9 protein-coding genes are annotated in these 19,634 nt (G+C 72.4%); 5 read left to right on the forward strand and 4 right to left on the reverse strand.

Annotation, left to right across the window (positions count from 1 at the left end):
- Window positions 1–168: 168 nt before the first annotated feature.
- The 3 genes from OG933_RS42200 to OG933_RS42210 form a co-directional block, all read right to left on the reverse strand.
- The gene (locus OG933_RS42200) at window positions 169–876 is read right to left on the reverse strand and encodes an HAD-IA family hydrolase (protein WP_362531982.1); all 708 of its coding nucleotides are present in this window, start codon (window positions 874–876) and stop codon (window positions 169–171) included.
- Between the two features lie 95 nt (window positions 877–971).
- Window positions 972–2,111 carry a Gfo/Idh/MocA family protein gene (locus OG933_RS42205; protein ID WP_405632588.1) on the reverse strand — a complete coding sequence of 380 codons (1,140 nt, stop codon included), beginning with the start codon at window positions 2,109–2,111 and terminating at the stop codon, window positions 972–974.
- On the reverse strand, window positions 2,108–3,271 hold the full coding sequence (locus tag OG933_RS42210; protein WP_405632591.1) for a DegT/DnrJ/EryC1/StrS family aminotransferase: 1,164 nt from the start codon (window positions 3,269–3,271) through the stop codon (window positions 2,108–2,110). The genes OG933_RS42205 and OG933_RS42210 overlap by 4 nt, the downstream gene beginning before the upstream one ends.
- 354 nt (window positions 3,272–3,625) lie before the next feature.
- Here OG933_RS42210 and OG933_RS42215 point away from each other — a divergent pair, with 354 nt between their 5' ends.
- The 4 genes from OG933_RS42215 to OG933_RS42230 all read left to right on the forward strand — a co-directional run bounded on the left by OG933_RS42215 (window position 3,626) and on the right by OG933_RS42230 (window position 8,596).
- Complete coding sequence (locus tag OG933_RS42215; protein ID WP_319302981.1) at window positions 3,626–4,063, forward strand: type II 3-dehydroquinate dehydratase; 438 nt, start codon at window positions 3,626–3,628, stop codon at window positions 4,061–4,063.
- Between the two features lie 97 nt (window positions 4,064–4,160).
- Window positions 4,161–5,087, forward strand: a complete 927-nt coding sequence (locus OG933_RS42220; protein ID WP_362531971.1) for a GNAT family N-acetyltransferase — start codon at window positions 4,161–4,163, stop codon at window positions 5,085–5,087.
- Between the two features lie 44 nt (window positions 5,088–5,131).
- Window positions 5,132–7,666, forward strand: a complete 2,535-nt coding sequence (locus tag OG933_RS42225) for an amino acid adenylation domain-containing protein (RefSeq protein ID WP_405632595.1) — start codon at window positions 5,132–5,134, stop codon at window positions 7,664–7,666.
- Window positions 7,667–7,708: 42 nt separating this feature from the next.
- Window positions 7,709–8,596, forward strand: a complete 888-nt coding sequence (locus OG933_RS42230) for an ROK family protein (RefSeq protein ID WP_405632597.1) — start codon at window positions 7,709–7,711, stop codon at window positions 8,594–8,596.
- A gap of 138 nt (window positions 8,597–8,734) precedes the next feature.
- Here OG933_RS42230 and OG933_RS42235 read toward each other — a convergent pair whose 3' ends face one another.
- The gene (locus OG933_RS42235; RefSeq protein WP_362531962.1) at window positions 8,735–9,772 is read right to left on the reverse strand and encodes a 3-dehydroquinate synthase family protein; all 1,038 of its coding nucleotides are present in this window, start codon (window positions 9,770–9,772) and stop codon (window positions 8,735–8,737) included.
- A 347-nt stretch (window positions 9,773–10,119) separates the two neighbouring features.
- Here OG933_RS42235 and OG933_RS42240 point away from each other — a divergent pair, with 347 nt between their 5' ends.
- The gene (locus OG933_RS42240) at window positions 10,120–19,620 is read left to right on the forward strand and encodes an SDR family NAD(P)-dependent oxidoreductase (protein ID WP_405632599.1); all 9,501 of its coding nucleotides are present in this window, start codon (window positions 10,120–10,122) and stop codon (window positions 19,618–19,620) included.
- Window positions 19,621–19,634: the final 14 nt, after the last annotated feature.

Genomic DNA, 19,634 nt, shown 5'->3' on the forward strand with positions numbered 1-19,634 from the left:
CCGCGTCGGGACAGTCCGATCGGGATGTCGGCCCCGTGAATGTTCCTGTCCGAGCTTTCCATCGCTCGGCCCCCGCCCCAATCCCCTGGGGATCCCCTACTCCCCCCTAGGTGACGCCTCTGAGCTGGGCTGGGCGGCCCCCGATGACGCGGAGCACGTCCTCCAGGATCAGGGCGTGCGGGATCTGCCGACACACACCCCGAGCAGTTCCGAGGGGGAGCGCAGCACGACATCCGGGCTTTCCGCGAGGAGGGTCTCCTCGTCGGTCTCGCCCCACAGAGCGGCTACGGCGGCGACGCCGGCGCCCCGCGCGCTGGTGAGGTCGGTGACCGCGTCGCCGACCATGACCGTCCGCGAGGGGTCGCAGCCGAGCACGCCCAGTGCCTTGAACACGATGTCGGGGGCCGGCTTGGGGTGTTCCACCTCGTCGGAGCCGATCACCACGGTGAACAGGTCCAGCAGCCCGAGCTGTTCGAGGAGCGAACGGGCCCGCGGTCCGCTCTTGCCGGTGGCGACGGCGAGTCCGATATCGCGGGCCCGCAGCTCCCTGAGCATCTCCGGTACGCCGTCGAAGACCGGGACGAGGTGAGCGAGCCGGTAGCTCTCACGGACGAACGGGGCCTCCATCTCCAGCGGCAGCCCCATGATCCGCATGATGTCGGGGAAGTAGCGGCCCAGATGGCGCTCATACTCCTCGAACGGGGGCTCGCCGTCCCCCACCACCTCGGCGTAGGCGGTGGTGAACGCCTGGCGCATCACGGCGAAGCTGTTGACGAGCACCCCGTCGAGATCGAAGACGACCGCGGCTATCGGCTGTGCCTCGTTGTCCCAGGTGCCGGGGGTGGCGGGGCCTTGGCTGGTTCCAAGACTGTCCATGGCGCTGTGGTGCTCTCCTTCGTGGGGCGGCGGCTTCGGGTGTGGGACCGCTGCCGCCGGGGTACGGGTCCCGGCCGAATCGGTGGTCGTGCCGGTCACGCCCGGTGCGCCCGGTGCGACCGGGGTTTCTCCTGCGCGGCGCGGGCCGAGGAGTAGATCCGCTCGATGGCGCCGATGGTGCGCCGCGCCTCCTCGATGGCCCGGCGTGGACCGGCCGGGTCCCGCAGCTGGGCGAGCAACTCGTCGAGCTGCCGGTCGTACTCCGTGCCGATGGGCTCTTCGGGCACCGGGACCCCGCGGGTGCGGCCGTCGTCGGTGCGGGTCAGTTCCGGGTGCTCCAGGCGGTTGGGGCTGAAGCCGAAGGTGCACCGCAGGGTCGCACTGCCCACGCTGCCGTCGATCCGGACGCGGGTGATGTCGCGCTCCTCGTGCGAGGCCCAACTGGCGTGCAGCGACACTGAGACACCCTCGTCGGTGACGAGGAACGCGCGGGCGGTGTCCTCGACGTCGACGACGCCGACGTCGGCCCGCTCGTTCTCCTGGCCGTCCTCGGCCTTCGCGGCGCGCCAGGAGACCCGTGCGGAGTCCCGCGCGATGAAGTCGCCCGAGACCGCGCCGGTGACCTGCGTGAAGTTCGCGGAGCCCAGCAAAGGCGTGGCGATGTCGAAGAGATGCCAGCCGAGGTCCACCAGAGCCCCGCCGCCCGACAGCCGGCGCCGGGTGAACCAGCCGCCCGCGTCCGGCACGCCCCGGGCACGCACCCAGGACAGCTCGATGTGGCGGATCGTGCCCAGGTCTCCGGCGCTCGCGAGCAGGGAGCGGACGTCGGCCCGGTGGCGGGCGGCGCTGCCCGCCAGGAGCCGTGCACCGCCGACGCGTTCGGCTTCGGCCAGCTGCCCCGCCTCCGCCGACGTCAGGCACACCGGCTTCTCGAGGAAGACCGGGATGCCCTTGTGGAGCAGGCCGGCGGCGATCTCGCAGTGCAGGTGGTTGGGGACGGCCACGATGGCCAGGTCCACCTCTGCGGGGTCCGCGTCGTGCACGGCCGCCAGGACCGGGGTGTCCGGGAACTCCGCAGCGACGGCCGCGCGCGAGGCCGGGTCGGGGTCGACCGCCGCGTTCACGGCGAAGCCGGGATGGCGACGCAGCCGCGGCAGCCAGATGGAGCGAGCCGCCCAGCCCAGTCCCACGACAGCGGTGCGGATCGGCCGGCCGTCGTGGTTCGCCGCGGTCATGAGCCGACGACGTCGGCTATGACGGCGGCGACCTCGTGCATGTGTTCCTCGGTGCCGAGCAGCGTCCGGTGGTGCAGCCACAGACAGTCGGACGTCAGTGCCTCGGAGTTGGGGCAGCGACGGGCCAGTTCGTCCACCGACAGGTCCGGCGCGCCCATCTCCCAGAAGGCGTCCGTGCGGTAGACCGAGCGGAACGCCACGAACGCGGGGACACCTCGCTCGATGAGGGTGTCGACCACCTGCGCGCGCCGTTCCTCGGTGATGCCAGGGACCCGGAACATGGCCATGTAGTGCGGGTTGCGGTCTGCCCGGGGGTCCAGCCGCTGCGGCAGCACGCCGGGGATCTCGGCGAGCAGCGAGGACAGCAACGGCCATCGTTCCTCACGTGTTTGGATCTGCCCGTCCAGGCGCGCGAGCTGGGCGCGCAGCACAGAGGCGGAGAACTCGTTGAGCCGGAAGTTGGAGCCCGAGGTGCGGTGGAAGTAGCCGCGGTCGCCGCGCGGGCGTCCGCAGCTGTGCCGGACGAAGGCCTGTTCCGCCATCTCGGCGGTCGGGAACAGCACCGCACCGCCCTCGCCCGCCGTCATCAGCTTGCCGTTCTGGAAGGAGAACGCGGCGACCGAGCCCAGCTCACCGACCCGCCGGCCGTTCCAGGTGGCGCCCTGGGCGTGTGCCGCGTCCTGGATCAGCGGCACACCGGATTCGGCGGCGACCTTGTCGAGGGAGTCCATGTCGGCGAACTGGCCGGCCATGTGCACGGGCATGATGGCGCGGGTCTTCGCAGTGATGGCTCTGGCGGCCTCGGCCGGATCGATGCAGTACGTCTCCGGGTCCACGTCCACCGGCACCACGACCGCGCCGAGGCGCTGAGCGGCCTGGGACGAGGAGATGAAGGTGAAGGCCGGCACGATCACCTCGGCGCCGGGGCCGACACCCATGACCTCCAGAGCCAGTTCGAGGGCGTGCGTGCCGTTCGTGACGGCCAGTGCGTGCTCGCTCCCGTGGTACTCGGCGAACTCCCGCTCGAAGGCGTCGACCTCGCCACCGCCCATGCGCCACCACTGACCCTGCTCCAGCGCACGTATGAGGCCGGTCCGCTCCGCGTCGTCGTACTGCGGCCATGCCGGAAGGTCTGAGCCCAGTCGCACACCACTGCTCATGCTGTTCCTTGCTCCTTCGGTCTACGCGCATGCGAATACTGCCGCAGCGAAAGCCACGGAGGTCACGACGCGGAACCACCCCTCATGAGGGGGGTGTTCACACGGACGCCGGCGCCGGCACACGACCTCGGTGCGGTCCGCGCGCCCGGCCGGGCAGGTCGGCAGCAGTCCCCGGACGGGGTCGGTCGTCGCAATTAGCACGCTAACCCAGTGGTTGGCGAGGCGTCATTCCCCTGGTGACCCCCCTATGTTCCCCCTTGTGATTGCGGGCATACCGGGGAGCGGTGTTTACCTGTCAATGGCCGTGCTATAAAAAGCACTTCCCGGTGGTTCCGTACAGACAAAGGGTGTGCATTGAGCAGGCTTCTGTTGGTGAACGGGCCGAATCTCGGCATCCTCGGGAGCCGTCAGCCCGAGATCTACGGAACGGATACGCTCGCCGATATCGAAGGATGGGTCGCCGAAGAAGTGGCGGACCGCGGCTGGAAAGTGGAAGCGTTCCAGCACGACGGTGAGGCGGAGATGATCCGCACCATCCAGGGCAACTACGACTCCGTCGGCGCGATCGTCAATCCCGCCGCCCTGATGATGGCCGGCTGGGGACTGAGGGACGCGCTGGCCAACTATCCGCGCCCGTGGATCGAGGTCCACCTCTCCAATGTCTGGGCCCGCGAGCAGTTCCGGCACGAGTCGGTGACCGGACCGCTCGCCACCGGAGTGATCTTCGGACTGGGTGCCACGGGCTATCGGCTCGCCGCCCGCGCGTTGCTGGAGAAGGTCACCGACCGCTGACGCGGTGCCACCGGCCGTGAGAGACCCCCAGGTTCCCGTGGAGCCGCGCCCGCGCGGCATCGCCACGGACACGACTGAAAGCCGAGGACAGGACACCATGCCCCAGGTACAGACGGCGGAATCAGTGCTGGCCGCCCACCGCGACCGGCTGCGCCCCGTCGACCGGATGATTCCGGAGGCCGATGCGCTGCCGGAGCCCAGCGAAGGCGAAGAACTGCTGGAGGTCGACGGGGCGCAGGGCCTGCTGACGCACACCCGTGTCGACGCCGACGCGCTGGAGGCGGTGCTCGGCCCGCTCGACCGCTGGGAGCTGACCCCCCGGGTCTCGGGGCCCGACGAGATGGCCGCTCTGCTCACGCACTGGCAGCAGTACATGCAGAGCCACCCGGAACGCCCCGGTGCGGACTCCATGGCCGCCGTCGAGTGGCCCAGCCGCGACGTGGGCATGACCCGGGTCCTGCGTGCCTTCGGATTCGTTCCCGAGTTCGTGATGATCGGCCGGGTCAAGGGCACCGACCTGGTACCCGAGTCGGGGCGGGTCCACGTGCGGCGGGCCACCCCCGAGGACAGCGAGGCGGTGTTCGAACTGCAGATGGTGGAGACCCGGTTCGACGCCGCCGTCAGCGGCGCCGTCGAGCGCGCCACGACCGAGGCGCTGCTGCGCGAGGAGATCACCGCGTCGTTCAAGCGCGACGAACCGCTGATCTGGGTCGCCGAGTACGAGGGCGGGATCGTGGGCATGCACCGGGGCGAGGATCCCTCCGAGCCGCAGCAGGCGTGGCTCGCGACGAAGATCACCGCCACCCCCGTCGCGCATCTGGTCTGCCAGGCAGTCAAGGAGGGCTATCGCGGCCTCGGTATCGGCACCTCCCTCGCCAACCACGTCCACGCCGAGCTGGATGCCATGGGCATCGGCGCGTCGGTCGGCTACCACGCGATGTTCAACCCGATCTCCACGCCGTTCTGGCACCGCCACGGCTGGCGGCCGTACTGGAACCGCTGGATGCGCACCCCGGCCGTCTGAGCGGCACCGTGCCGAGAATCCGTACGAGCCCTGTGGAGGGGAACATGCTGGTGAAGGCGCTGGAGGAGCGGGCCGACTCCGTTGCGGACCTCACGGCCCTCGAATGCGAGGGTGTGGAGCTCACTTACCGGGAGGCGCACGAGCAGGCCAACCGGCTCGCCCGCCACCTGGTCGCCCGGGGTGTGGGGCCCGACCGCGTCGTCGCGGTGATGCTGCCACGTTCCACGGACCTGTTGGTGGCACTGCTGGCGGTGCTGAAGGCGGGCGGGGCCTACTTGGCGCTCGACCCGGAACACCCCGCCGAGCGTGTGGCTTTCCAGGTCCGTGACGCCGCTCCGGTCGCCCTGCTGACGTCGACCCGCATCCCCGCCGACCGCACCGAACTGGGTGTTCCCCGCGTCGTGCTGGACGAACCCGCGACGGCCGCGACGCTCGCCGAACTGCCCTCCGGGCATCTGACGGACGCCGAGCGGGCCGCCCCGCCGCAGCCCGAGGACCTCGCGTACGTCATCTACACCTCGGGTTCCACCGGCACCCCCAAGGGCGTCGAGATCCCCTTGCGCGCCTTGCACAACCTGCTGGAGGCGATGCGGGAGCGGCTGTCCATGGGACCCGGTGACCGCATGCTGTCGGTCACCACCGCCACCTTCGACATGTCGGTGCCCGAGCTGTTCCTGCCGTACTACACCGGTGCCCGCGCGGTCATCGCGCCCCGTGCCACCGGGCAGGACCCGCAGGCGCTGGGCGACCTGATCGTCCGCGGGAGGATCGGCACCGCTCAGGCCACCCCCACTCACTGGCACATGCTGGCCACCGTCAGTCCCGAGGCGCTGCGCGGCCTGCGCATCCTCGTCGGCGGCGAGGCGCTGTCGGAGAAGCTGGCGGCGGCGCTGCTCGACCTCGGTGCCGAGGTCGTCCAGTGGTACGGGCCCACGGAGACCACCGTGTGGTCAACGGTCCACCCGGTCACCGGGCCCGAGGACGCCGCCGTCATCGGCAAGCCCCTGCGCAACACCCGGCTGTACGTCCTCGACGAGGACCTGGTGCCCGTCGAGGCCGGTACCGAGGGCGAGCTGTTCATCGCCGGCGCAGGAGTGGCCCGCGGCTACCTCAACCGGCCGGAGCTGACCGCCGAACGTTTCCTGCCCGACCGTTTCGGCGACGGCAGCGCCCTGATGTACCGCACGGGCGATGTGGTGCGGCTGCGCCCGGACAGCGACCTTGAGTACGTCGGCCGTGCCGACCACCAGGTCAAGCTGCACGGCTTCCGGATGGAACTCGGCGAGATCGAGGCCGTCCTGGAGCGGTCCGAGGACATCGACCAGGCGGCCGCGACGGTCCGCGAGGACCGGCCCGGCGACCGCCGCCTCGTGGCCTACGTGACAGCCGCCCCCGGCCGTGTGCCCGACGTCAAGGAGCTGCGGAACTTCGTGGCGGACAGACTGCCTCTGTACATGGTGCCGTCCGCCGTGGTGGCCCTGGGGGAGTTCCCTCTCACCCCCAACGGCAAGCTCGACCGCAAGGCGCTGCCGGCCCCGGTCGTCGCGCAGACGGCGATGGTGGAGACGCACCTCACGCAGTCGGAACTGCTCCTCAGCCGGCTCTTCGCCGAGGTGCTCGGTGTGGAGCAGGTCGGACCACGCGACAGCTTCTTCGACCTCGGCGGCTCCTCGGTGCTCGCGGCACGGCTGCTGGCCCGGGTGCGCTCCGAGATGCAATGGGAGCTGTCGATCCGGATGCTGGTGGAGTCCCCGACGCCGGCCGAGCTCTCCCGGCGGCTGACGGGTGAGGAGCCGCAGGACTCCTTCGACGTACTGCTGCCGCTGATGACCAAGGGCTCGGCACGGCCGCTGTTCTGCATGCGCCACCTCGGCGGCACCGCCTGGTGCTACGGAGTGCTCGCCCAGCACTTCAGCCTGGAGTACCCCCTCTACGGCCTCCAGTCGCACACCTTCCAGGAGTTCGACACCCCCGTCGACAGCATCGCGGCCATGGCGGCGGACTACGCGGACCGCATCAGCGGCGTGCAGCCCACGGGCCCGTACCGCATTCTCGGCTGGTCCTTCGGGGGCATCCTCGCCCACGCCGTCGCCGCCGAGTTCCAGAAGCGCGGTGAGGAGATCGAGTTCCTCGGCGTGTTCAACACCAACCCGCACATCACGGACAAGGAGGACCGTGACGAGCAGGGCCTGATCGAACTGATCCTGCTGATCAACGGCAAGGACCTCGCCGCATACGAGCGCCCGCTCACGTACGAGGACGTCGCCGAATTCGCCGACATGGCGACGAACTACGCCTGGCGCGGCAGGAAGAGCGCGGCCGAGACCTTCGTCGAGACCATGCTGACCGACCTCGGCGCCTGGAAGGCCCACACGCCCGAGAAGTACAGCGGCGCCATGCACCTGTTCGCGGCCGAACCCAGCCCGGTGGCCGAAGCGGCCTCCAGCGAGGCATGGGCGCCGTACGTCGCGGGCGACATCGTGCGACACGAACTGGGTTGCGGCCACGAGGAGATGCTCAGCAGCCCCCGCGTGCTCCGCCAGGTCGCGGAGATCGTCACCGACCACCTCAGGGACTGACCCGGCCGGGAGGCAGCCATCCCCTACCACCTGGGCATCGACGTGGGCGGCACGAAGGTCGCCCTGCGTGCGGAGCACACGGACGGCACCGTGCGCGAGGCCGGCTTCCGGTGGCCACGGCCTCCCGGCAGGCCCGTGCGCGCGGCTGCGGACCTGGACCTGCTCGCCCGGCGGATCCGGGAGCTGTGCGCCGTCGCCCCGGACGAGTTGGCGGGCGTCGGCGTGGCGATGCCCGCCACCCTGGACGCGGCGGGCGTCGTCACCGCCTGGCCCAACCGCCCGGGCTGGACCGGCCTCGACCTCGGCGGCGTGCTGCGCGAGGTCTTCGGCACCGCGGAGGTGGCCTGCGCCGACGACGGCGACCTCGCCGCGCTCGCCGAAGCACATGCGGCGGGCCGTCCCGACCTGCTGTATCTCGGAGTCGGCACCGGCGTCGGCGGCGGGATCGTCCTGGGCGGCAGACTGCTGCCCGGCCCCTCGCGGGGTTCCTGCGAGATCGGCCACCTGATCGTGGACCGGTCCGGGGAACTGTGTGACTGCGGGCGCCGTGGCTGTGTCCAGTCCGTGGCCTCGGGCCCCGCCGTACTGCGCCGGGCCGCCCGCGCCCGCGGCACCGAGGTGACCTTCCCCGAGCTGGCGCAGGCTCTCGCCGACGGCACGTCCTGGGCGGCCGACGCCGTACGCGAGGGCTGTGCGGCGCTGGCCGCGGCCGCTGTCGGGGTGGGCGAACTGCTTCGCCCCGCAGCCGTCGTGGTCGGTGGCGGATTCGCCGACGCCCTGCCCGGCTTCACCGAAACGGTCGGGGCGGAGACGGCGCGACTGGCCCGCCCAGGTTTCCCGCCGCCGCCCGTGGAGCCCGCCCGCCTCGGTGGACTCTCTTCACTGCACGGGGCGGTCCTGCTGGCCAAGGGCCGTACGCCGGAGAACTGAGACCGGGCGGATCACGGAATCGACGGCCGTCATGGCCGGCGGTGGCCCGCCCGCCGCCGGGAACGACGTGGTCCGCGCCGGTCCGGACGAACTCCTCGTCCGGACCGGCGCGAACCGTCCGTCGCACGCAGACCTTTCTCAGGCCGCCGCGCGCGGCATCTCCGCCAGCACCCGCGCGACGACGTCCTCCGGCAGGTCAGGCACCAGCTCGGCGCCGGCCTTGCCGTCCAGCACGAAGGTCAGCCCGGACATCGCCTTCTTGTCCAGCCGTACGAGCTCGATCAGCCGGGCCGGAGCGACATCCGCGGGCAGCTCGTGGGGCAGTCCGTAGTGACGCACCACTTCCAGGTGCTCCGCCGTCCGCTGCTCGTCGATCCGGCCCATGGCCCGGGCGAGCCGCCCCGCGAACACGGTGCCGATCGCCACCGCCTCGCCGTGCCGCAGCCGGAAGTCCGTGGCCAGCTCCAACGCGTGGCCCAGGGTGTGGCCGTAGTTGAGCAGGTGGCGCAGGCCGGTGTCGCGCTCGTCGGCGGACACGATCTGTGCCTTGCGCGCCACACTCGCCGCGATCTGCTCCGGCAACGACAGCTCCCGCAGGTCGCCGGCGCCGATGAAGTGGCAGCGGGCGATCTCCCCATAACCGTTGAGCATCTCCCGCTCGGGCAGCGTCTCCAGGTAGTCGGTGTCGCACAGCACCGCGCTGGGCTGCCAGTAGGCGCCGATGAGGTTCTTGCCCTCGGGTGTGTTCACCGCGGTCTTGCCGCCTACGCTGGCGTCCACCTGCGCGAGCAGCGTGGTCGGCAGATGCACCACGGACACCCCGCGGTGGAAGAGGGCGGCGGCGAGGCCCACGACGTCCGTCGTGGTGCCGCCGCCGACGGAGACGACGACGTCGTCACGGGTCAGGCCGAAGCGCACGAACTCCCGGCACAGCGATTCGACAGTGCCGAGGGTCTTGTCCCTCTCGCCGTCACGGGCTCGCATGACCAGCGAGGGCACGCCGGGGTCGGGAATCCAGGCGTCCGGCCGTGCCGAGACCACCGCCGCCCGCCGCGCTCCCAGCCGCTCGACGGTCCCGGACAGCGAGTGCCGCACCCCGGATCCGATGTCGACGGGATAGGCGCGATCGCCGAGTTCCACCCGGATACGGGTGTGATGGGATGTCGAATTCGTCATGTCCGTGTGTGTCCCTTTCTCTGCTGTCCCGCCGTCGCGGGAAGCTGCCGGGAAAAGAATTCCCGCTCCCAGGGCACTGGCGGAAATGATGGCCGCTCATCACGTCTGCATTCCGGGCCGACAGCCAATAACACGATGACTGTCAGTACGGCGACGGAGCCTAATGCCGTCGGTCCGCCGCTTCAAACCTCTGCTGATTAATTCTGGTCACTCTTCAGGTTAGGGATGCGTAGGGGGGTGATGAGGGGGTGTGGGGGAGCGTCGCATGACAAGAATGTGCCGGGTAGGGCGAACCATCTGCCCTTGCGGACTGCCCGTCTGCTCTCGCCCCGGAGGGATGACGACACATGTTGCGCACGGAGCTGATCCGGCCGCTTCCCGAGCTGCTGGTCCACCAGGCCCGGCACTTCGGTGCCAAGATCGCCTACCGGGACGCCCGACGGAGCGTCAGCTACACCGACCTGGAGGCGCGGACCCGGCGATTGGCCGGACACCTGGCGGAGTTGCGACTGCAACCGGGCGACCGTGCGGCCATCTGCCTGGGCAACCGCGTCGAGATCGTCGAGAGTTACTACGCCATCACCCGGGCCAGCGCCATCGGCGTCCCCGTCAACCCGCAGAGCAGTGACGCGGAACTCGCGCACGTCCTCGACGACAGCGGTGCCCGGATCGTCGTCACCGATCACCCGCACGTGGAACAGCTGCGGCGCCTGCTTCCGGACCGTCCGCACCTGACGGTCGTCCTGGTCGGCGACCAGCCGGTGCCGTCGGGCTTCCTGCCCTACGAATCGTTCGCGACCCGGGAACCCGCCATGCCGGCTCGTGACGACCTCGGTCTCGACGATCTGGCGTGGATGCTCTACACCTCGGGCACCACCGGCAGGCCCAAGGGCGTGCTCTCCACCCAGCGCAACTGCCTGTGGTCGGTGGCCGCCTGCTATGTGCCGGTGCCCGGACTCGGTCCCGAGGACCGCGTCGTCTGGCCTCTGCCTCTGTTCCACAGCCTCTCGCACATCGCCTGTGTGCTCTCCGTGGTGGCCGTGGGCGCCAGCGCCCGCATCGTCGACGGTCTGTCGGCGGAGGACGTGCTCGCCGCACTGGACGAGGAGCGCGCCACCTTCCTGGCCGGCGTGCCCACCCTGCTGCACTATCTGCTCGACGCGGCCCGCGACCGCGGCTTCACCGCTCCACGGCTGCGCGTGGCCCTGGTGGGTGGCGCGGTCACTACGGCATCGCTGCGCCGGTCGTTCGAGCGTGTCTTCGGCGTTCCCCTCATCGACGCCTACGGCTCCACCGAGACCTGTGGGTCCATCACCGTCAACTGGCCCTCGGGTGCCCGCGCCGAGGGCTCCTGCGGCCTGCCGGTGGTGGGTCTGGGAGTACGCCTGGTGGACACGCGGACCGGCGAGGACGTCGCTGACGGCCAGGAGGGCGAGGTGTGGGTGCGCGGGCCGAGTGTCATGGCCGGCTATCACAACCAGCCCGAAGCCACCGCGGCCGCCTTCCACGACGGCTGGTACCGCACCGGCGACCTGGCCCGCCGTGACGAGGCCGGCTACTTCACGATCACCGGCCGCAGGAAGGAACTGATCATCCGCGCCGGGGAGAACATCCACCCGGGAGAGGTGGAGGAGGTCATGCGCACCGTCCCCGGTGTCGCCGACGTCGCGGTGGTCGGCAAGCCGCACGACGTGCTGGGCGAGGTACCGGTCGCGTTCATCGTTCCCGGCTCTCAGGGACCGGACACGGAACGGCTGTTCGCCGAGTGCCGCGAACGCCTCTCCTACTTCAAGGTGCCCGAGGAGCTCTACGAGATCGAGACGATCCCGCGCACCGCTTCGGGCAAGATCGTGCGGCATCGGCTGCTGGAGACGCCCGCCCGGTTGCGCGCCACCAGCAGCGGCCTGTACGACTCGCTGTTCCGCGTCGACTGGATACCCAGATCCCGGCTTTCCCTGGGCGGAGCCCCGGGCGAGCCGGGCGATTGGGCGCTGGCGGGCTCCGACTCGCTCGGCCTGGCCGCCGCCCTCCAGGACGCCGGCGTACCGTGCGAGGTCCACACCGACCTGGCCGCCGCCCGCACGGCCGCCCGGGGCGGCACCGGCGTCCTCCTCGCGGACCGGACCGCCTACGACGCAGGGGCGGGCATCGAGGAGTTCGTCGCGTCCCTGCAGGACTGGCCGGCCGACCACCGCAACGAGAACCTCTCACTCGTGGTCCTCACCCGGCGTGCCGTGGCCGTCGGCGACGGCGAGGACGTACAGGACCCCGCGCACACCCCGCTGTGGGGCATGGTCCGCGCGCTGCAGACCGAGCACCCGGGCAGGTTCGTGCTCGCCGACCTCGACAGCGACGGTCTCGGCGAGGACGGCGCGCGATCCCTGGCCGCCGCCGTGAACGCAGGTGAATCGCAGTTCGCCATCCGCTCCGGTGTGGCCCTGCTGCCGCGCTTCGCCCGCGTCTCCATGGACCGCGAGGAGCCGCCCCTTCCGCTGCTCGACCCCGATGGAACAGTCCTGGTCACCGGCGCCGCCACCGCCCAGGGAGCCGCGCTCGCCCGCCACCTCGTGACCGCGCACGACGCCCGCCACCTGCTGCTGGCCTTCGCCCCCGGACACGGCGACGAGAGCGTACAGACGCTGTGCACCGAACTCGCCGGAGCCGGCGCCCGCGCCACCGCCGTCGCGTGCGACGCGGGCGACCGCGCCGCGCTCGCCGAGCTGCTCGCGGAGCGTGGCCGGCCACCGCTGACGGCCGTGGTGCACGCGGAGGAGATCACCGGAACCGGCACCGTGTCCGCCGCGGCGCACGCCCTGCACGACCTGACCGCCGACCGCGACCTGGCCGCCTTCGTCCTGTGCTCCTCTCCCCTGGGAGTCCTGGGCGCCCCCGGCGCCGGCGACATCGCGGCCGAGAGCGCCGCGCTGGAGGCGCTGGCCCAGCACCGGCGCGCCCACGGCCTGCCCGCGTTGTCCCTGGCCTGGGGACCCTGGAACGACGGCGCGGTCGAGGGCGCCGTACCCTTCGCGGCGGGCGAACTCACCGAACAGCAAGCCCTGGTGATGTTCGACGCCGCGCACGCCGCCGGCGAGGCCGCGTTCATCGCGATGCGCCTCGACAACGCCGCCCTGCTCACCGGCCCGGTCCCCGCACCGTTGCTCGGCCTGATCGACACCACGGCTCAGGAGGTGCGCACCGAGACCTCGGAGCTGCGCGGCCGACTGGAGAGCCTGCCCGCCGAGGAGCAGGAGGAAATCCTGCTGCGGCTGGTGCGCACCGAGGCCGCCGCGGTCCTCGGACGCACCGGCACCGAGGACGTCCCGGCCGACCGGGCCTTCAAGGAACTGGGGTTCAGCTCCGTGATGGTCGTGGCCCTGCGCGACCGGCTCAGCACCGCCACCGGACTGCGGCTTCCCGCCACCAGTGCCTTCGACCACCCCACCCCCGAAGCCCTGGCGCACCGGCTGCTGTACGAGGTCTCCGGCGAGTCCGCCGACGTCCCGGCCCTGCCCGCCCCCGCGGCGGTCTCCGACGAGCCGATCGCCATCGTCTCGATGGGCTGCCGGCTGCCGGGCGGCGTCACGTCACCCGAGGACCTGTGGCGTCTGGTGGCCGACGGCGCCGACGGCCGCTCCCCGTTCCCGTCCGACCGGGGCTGGAACCTGGAGGAGCTGTACGACCCGGACCCCGACGCCGCCGGAAAGTCGTACGTCACGGAGGGCGGCTTCCTGGACGACGTGGCCGGCTTCGACGCCGAGTTCTTCGGGATCTCCCCGCGCGAGGCGTTGGCGATGGACCCCCAGCAGCGGCTCCTCCTGGAGACCTCCTGGGAGGTCTTCGAACGCGCGGGCCTGGACATGAGGGCCCTGCACGGCGCGGACATCGGCGTCTTCGCAGGGGTCATGTACCACGACTACACCACCCGGGCGGTGCGGCCCGCGAGGGAGATCGAGGGCTACCTCGGCGTCGGCGGCGCGGGCAGCGTCGTCTCCGGCCGGGTGTCGTACACCTTCGGCTTCGAAGGCCCCGCCGTGACGGTGGACACGGCGTGCTCGTCCTCGCTGGTCGCCCTGCATCTCGCCGCCCAGGCGCTGCGCGCGGGGGAGTGCTCCCTGGCGCTGGCAGGCGGTGTCGCGGTGATGGCGACCCCGGGCAGCTTCGTCGAGTTCTCGCGGCAGCGTGGACTCGCTCCCGACGGACGCTGCAAGGCCTTCGCCGCCGCGGCAGACGGCACCAGCTGGTCCGAGGGCGTGGCTCTGCTGCTCCTGGAGCGGCTGTCGGACGCCCGCCGCAACGGCCACGAGGTCCTCGCCGTCGTCCGCGGCTCCGCCATCAACCAGGACGGCGCCTCCAACGGTCTCACCGCGCCCAACGGCCCCTCGCAGCAGCGCGTCATCCGCCAGGCCCTCGCCAACGCGGACCTCACCCCCGCCGACGTCGACGCCGTCGAGGCGCATGGCACCGGCACCTCCCTCGGCGACCCGATCGAGGCGCAGGCCCTTCTCGCCACCTACGGTCAGGAACGGCCCGGCGACGGCCACCCGCTGTGGCTCGGCTCCCTCAAGTCCAACATCGGCCACGCGCAGGCCGCCGCCGGTGCGGCAGGCGTGATCAAGATGGTGCAGGCGATGCGGCACGGCGTGCTGCCCCGCACGCTGCACGTCGACGCCCCGACGCCCGAAGTGGACTGGACCCGCGGCGCGGTCGAACTGCTCACCGAGCCCAGGCCCTGGCCCGAGACCGGGCGCCCGCGCCGCGCGGGCGTGTCCTCCTTCGGCATCAGCGGCACCAACGCCCACGTCATCCTCGAACAGCCCACCGAGGACCCCGCCACGACTCCCGCCGACGGACCGGACACGGCGGACCCGGCGGAGCGGGCGCTGCCCGACGGGCTCGTCCCGCTCGTCCTCTCCGCCAAGTCTCCACAGGCACTGTGCGCGCAGGCCGGACGCGTCGCCGCCCTTCTCGACGCGGAGCCGGCGCCCGCCCTGGCCGACGTCGCCCTCACGCTCAGCGGCCGCTCCGCCTTCGAGCACCGCGCGGTCGTGGTCGCCGGCTCCGCGGAGGAGGCCCGCAACGCCCTGGCGGCCCTGGCCGCCGGCGACGGCACGACCGGCACCGCCACCGACGGCAAACTCGCCGTCGTCTTCTCCGGCCAGGGCGCGCAACGCCCCGGGACGGGCCGCGAACTGTACGCGTCGTTCCCGGTGTACGCCCGCGCCTTCGACGAGGTCTGCACCACCCTGGACCGCTGGCTCGACCGCCCGCTGCGGGACGTCGTCCTCGCCGAACCCGGCACTCCCGACGCGGACCTGCTCGACCGGACCGCCTACACCCAGGCAGCCCTGTTCGCCGTGGGAGTGGCCCTCTACCGGCTGGTCGAGTCCTGGGGCGTGCGCCCCGACCTGGTCGCCGGGCACTCCATCGGTGAACTCGTCGCCGCCCACGTGGCCGGTGTGTGGTCCCTGGAGGACGCCGCGGCCCTGGTCGCCGCTCGCGGCGCGATGATGCAGCGGCTGCCCGAGGGCGGTGCCATGATCGCCGTGCAGGCCACCGAGGACGAGGCCGTCGCCGAGCTCACCGAGGGAGTCGCCGTCGCGGCGCTCAACGGCCCCGAAGCCGTCGTCCTCTCCGGTGACGCTCCCGCCGTCGAAGCCGTGGCTGCCGTGCTCGCGGCCCGCGGCCGCAAGACGAAACGGCTGCGCGTCTCGCACGCCTTCCACTCGCCGCGCATGGAACCGATGCTCGACGCCTTCCACGAGGTCGCCGCCGGACTGAGCTTCCACACCCCCGTCCTGCCCGTCGTCTCCAACCTGACCGGCTCCCTCGCCGACCCCGCACAGCTGTGCGCCCCCGAGTACTGGGTACGCCACGTCCGCGGCACGGTCCGCTTCGCCGACGGCCTGCGCACCCTGCGCGAACAGGGCGTCACCACCGTGCTCGAACTCGGGCCCGGCGGAGTGCTCACCGCCATGGCGCAGGACTGCCTTCCCGAGGCCGTCGACTGCGTGGCCGCACTGCGCGACGGACGGCCGGAACCCGCGACGCTGGTCGCGGCCGTCGCCCGGGCACACACCAGGGGTGCCCGCGTCGACTGGCCCTCCCTGTTCGCCGGCAGCGCCGCCCGAGGCACCGTCGTACCGACGTACGCCTTTCAGCACCGGCGCTACTGGCTCGACGCCGCCCCCGGCGCCGGTGACCTCGGAGCCGCGGGCATCACCACGGCCGGCCACCCGCTGCTGACCGCGGCAGTGGAACTACCCGAGGCCGATGCCGTCACCTTCACCGGACGCCTGTCCACGGCCGACCGGCCCTGGCTCGCCGACCACGCGGTCGACGGCACGGTCCTGCTGGCCGGCACGGCGCTGGTCGAGATGGCCGTCCGGGCCGGCGACGAGGTCGGGCACGGCGCCGTCCGCGAACTCGTCCTGGCTGCGCCCCTGGTGCTGCCCGCCGACGGTGCGGTGCGTATCCGCGTGCACGTCGGCGCGCCCGACGAGACCGGCGACCGACCCGTCGCCGTTCACTCCCGCCCCGACGGCGACGAGGGTGCGTGGACCCGCCACGCGAGCGGCGCCCTGACACGGACGAACTCCGACGACGCTCCGGGCACCGACACCGCCCCGTGGCCCCCGCCGAACGCCACGGCCGTGCCCGTCACGGACTTCTACCGGCAACGCGCCGAGGCCGGCTACGAGTACGGCCCCGCCTTTCAGGGACTGCGCGCGGTGTGGACCGACGGAGAGGAGATCTTCGCCGACATCGCCCTCGACGACGAACACCACGACGACGCCGACCTGTTCGGCCTGCACCCGGCCCTCTTCGACGCCGCCCTGCACCCCAGCGCCTTCGGCGGCGTCGCCGAGCCCGGCGACGGAAGGCGTCTGCTGCCCTTCGCGTGGAACGGCGTACGACTGCACGCCTCGGGGGCCAAGGCCCTGCGGGTCCGACTGTCCCCCGCCGGAGAGAGCGGGGTGTCCCTGCGCATCACCGACGCCACCGGAGCCCCGATCGTCGACGTCGACTCCCTCGTCCTGCGCCCCGTGGCGGCCGAACACCTGCGCCCGGCCACCGAAGCCGGACACGAATCCCTGTTCCGTACGACGTGGACGTCGCTGCCGGTCACGGCGCGCGCGGACGGCCCCCACGGCATCCGCGCCCTCGACGCCACCGGCGACGGCACCTCGGCCGAGGACGTACACGCCCTCGCCGACCGCGTGCTGGGAGACCTCCAGGCATTTCTGGCCGCGCCCGGCGACGACACATCACGGCTGCTGGTGGTCACCAGGGGCGCCGTCGCCGTTCATGACGGCGAGAGCGTCACCGACCCGGCGGCAGCCGCGGTCTGGGGCCTGGTGCGCTCCGCCCAGGCCGAGCACCCCGACCGCTTCGTCCTGGCCGACGTCGACGGACACGACGCCTCCCGCGACGCGCTCGCCGGACTCCCGGCGGTGGCCGCGGCCCTGGAGGAGTCGCAGTTCGCGGTACGTGACGGCGAGGTGTCCGTGCCCCGCCTCGTCCGCGCCGCCGCGGTCGGCCTGACGGTCCCGGACGGCGCCGGCACCTGGCACCTGGACACCACCGGGCCCGGCACCCTGGAGAACCTGGCCCTCGTGCCGAACGCCGAATCCGGCCCGCCGGCCCCCGGCCAGGTCCGTGTGGCCGTCCGCGCCGCGGGCATGAACTTCCGCGACGTCATGATCGCTCTGGACATGTACCCCGGGCGGGCCGCGATCGGCGGCGAGGGCGCGGGCATCGTCCTGGAGACCGGCCCCGGCGTGACCGGCCTGTCGCCCGGTGACCGGGTCATGGGCCTGTTCCCCGGCGGGGCGTTCGGTCCGGAGGCCGTGACCGACCACCGCAGGCTCGTCCGCGTCCCCCCGGGATGGACCTTCGCACAGGCCGCCGCCGCGCCCATCGCGTTCCTCACCGCCCTCTACGGCCTGCGCGACCTGGCCGGCGTCCGGCCCGGTGAGACCGTCCTGGTCCACGCCGCGGCGGGCGGCGTCGGCATGGCCGCCGTCCAGGTCGCCCGTCACCTGGGCGCCGAGGTCTATGGCACCGCCAGCCCCGGCAAGTGGGACACCCTCCGTGCCCGCGGACTCGACGACGCGCACCTCGCCAACTCCCGCACCACCGATTTCGAGCAGCACTTCCTCGGCACCACCGACGGCCGCGGCGTCGACGTCGTCCTCGACGCACTGGCCGGCGAGTTCGTCGACGCGTCCCTGCGCCTGCTGCCGCGGGGCGGGCGCTTCCTGGAGATGGGCAAGACCGACATCCGTGACGCCACCGAGGTCGCCGAACGCCACCCTGGGGTCGCGTACCGTGCCTTCGACCTCGCGGAGGCGGACGACGACCGGGTCCGGGAGCTGCTGGACGAACTCGTCGACCTCATCGACCGCGGAGCCCTCACCCCGCTGCCGGTGACGGCATGGGACGTACGGCACGCCCCGGACGCCTTCCGGCACCTCAGCCGGGCCCGCCACACCGGCAAGGCCGTCCTGACCCTGCCACGCCGGCCCGACCCCGACGGTACCGTCCTGGTCACCGGTGGCACCGGCTCCCTCGGCGCACTCGTCGCCCGCCACCTCGTCACCGAACACGGCGCCCGCAACCTGCTGCTCACCAGCAGGCGCGGCCCCGGCGCGCCCGGCGCGCGGGAACTCACCGCCGAACTCACCGCCCTGGGCGCGACCGTACGTGTCGAGGCCTGCGACGCCGCCGACCGCGACGCCCTGGCCCTGCTGCTGGACTCCGTCCCGGCGACCGCGCCCCTGACGGCCGTCGTGCACACCGCGGGCGTCGTCGACGACGGCGTGCTCGCCGCGCTCACCCCGCAGCGGATGGCCACCGTCCTGCGGCCCAAGGCCGACGCCGCCCTCAACCTGCACGAGCTGACCCGGGACCTCGACCTCGCCGCCTGGGTGCTGTTCTCCTCGGCCGCCGGTGTCCTCGGCAACCCCGGGCAGGCCAACTACGCGGCAGCCAACTCCTTCCTCGACGGACTCGCCCGCGTCCGCCGAGCCGCAGGACTGCCCGCGGTGTCGCTCGCCTGGGGCCTGTGGTCGCACGCGAGCGGCATGACCGGCACCCTTGCCGAGGCCGACCTCCGGCGCACCGAACGCGACGGCGTGCTCGGGCTGACGGCCGAGGAGGGCCTGGCCCTCCTCGACGCCGCCCTGACCGTCGGGGAACCGGCCCTCGTGCCGATCCGGCTCGACCTGAGCGTGCTGCGCGACCGGGCCGCTTCCGGCGGGCTTCCCCCGATGCTGCGCGCACTCGTGCGCGCGCCGCGCCGCGCCGCTGCAGCCGGTACGGCCCACGGACGCACTCTGGCCGAACGGCTCGCGCAACTCCCCGCGCAGGAGAAGGCCGCCCTCGTCCTGGACGTGGTCCTCAAGGAAGCCGCGACCGTCCTCGGTCACTCCGACGCCTCACTGGTCGTACCCGACCGCGCCTTCAAGGAGGCCGGGTTCGACTCGCTGACAGCGGTGGAACTGCGCAACCGGCTCGGCAGGGCGGCAGGTACCAGGCTGCCCACGACGGCCGTGTTCGACTACCCGGCGCCCACCGCGCTCGCCGACTACCTGCTCAAGGCACTCGACCAGGAATCCGATCCGGTCGCGGCCAGACTCGACGCCCTGGAAGCGGCGCTCGACGCCCTGCTGGCGGAGGAGCTGGAGCACTCCGGCATCCACTCCCGCCTGCGGTTCCTCGGTTCGAGGCTCGAAGAAGCCGCCCTGCAGGGCGGCCTCGACGAGCGAGGCGACCGGACCCGGCACCTCGAAGGCGCCACCGCCGACGACGTCTACGCCTTCATCGACAACGAGCTCGGGCTCGGCTGACCCGCCAGGCACGC

It is taken from the genome of Streptomyces sp. NBC_00016, assembly GCF_045040885.1.
GTDB classification, from domain to species: Bacteria; Actinomycetota; Actinomycetes; order Streptomycetales; family Streptomycetaceae; genus Streptomyces; species Streptomyces coriariae.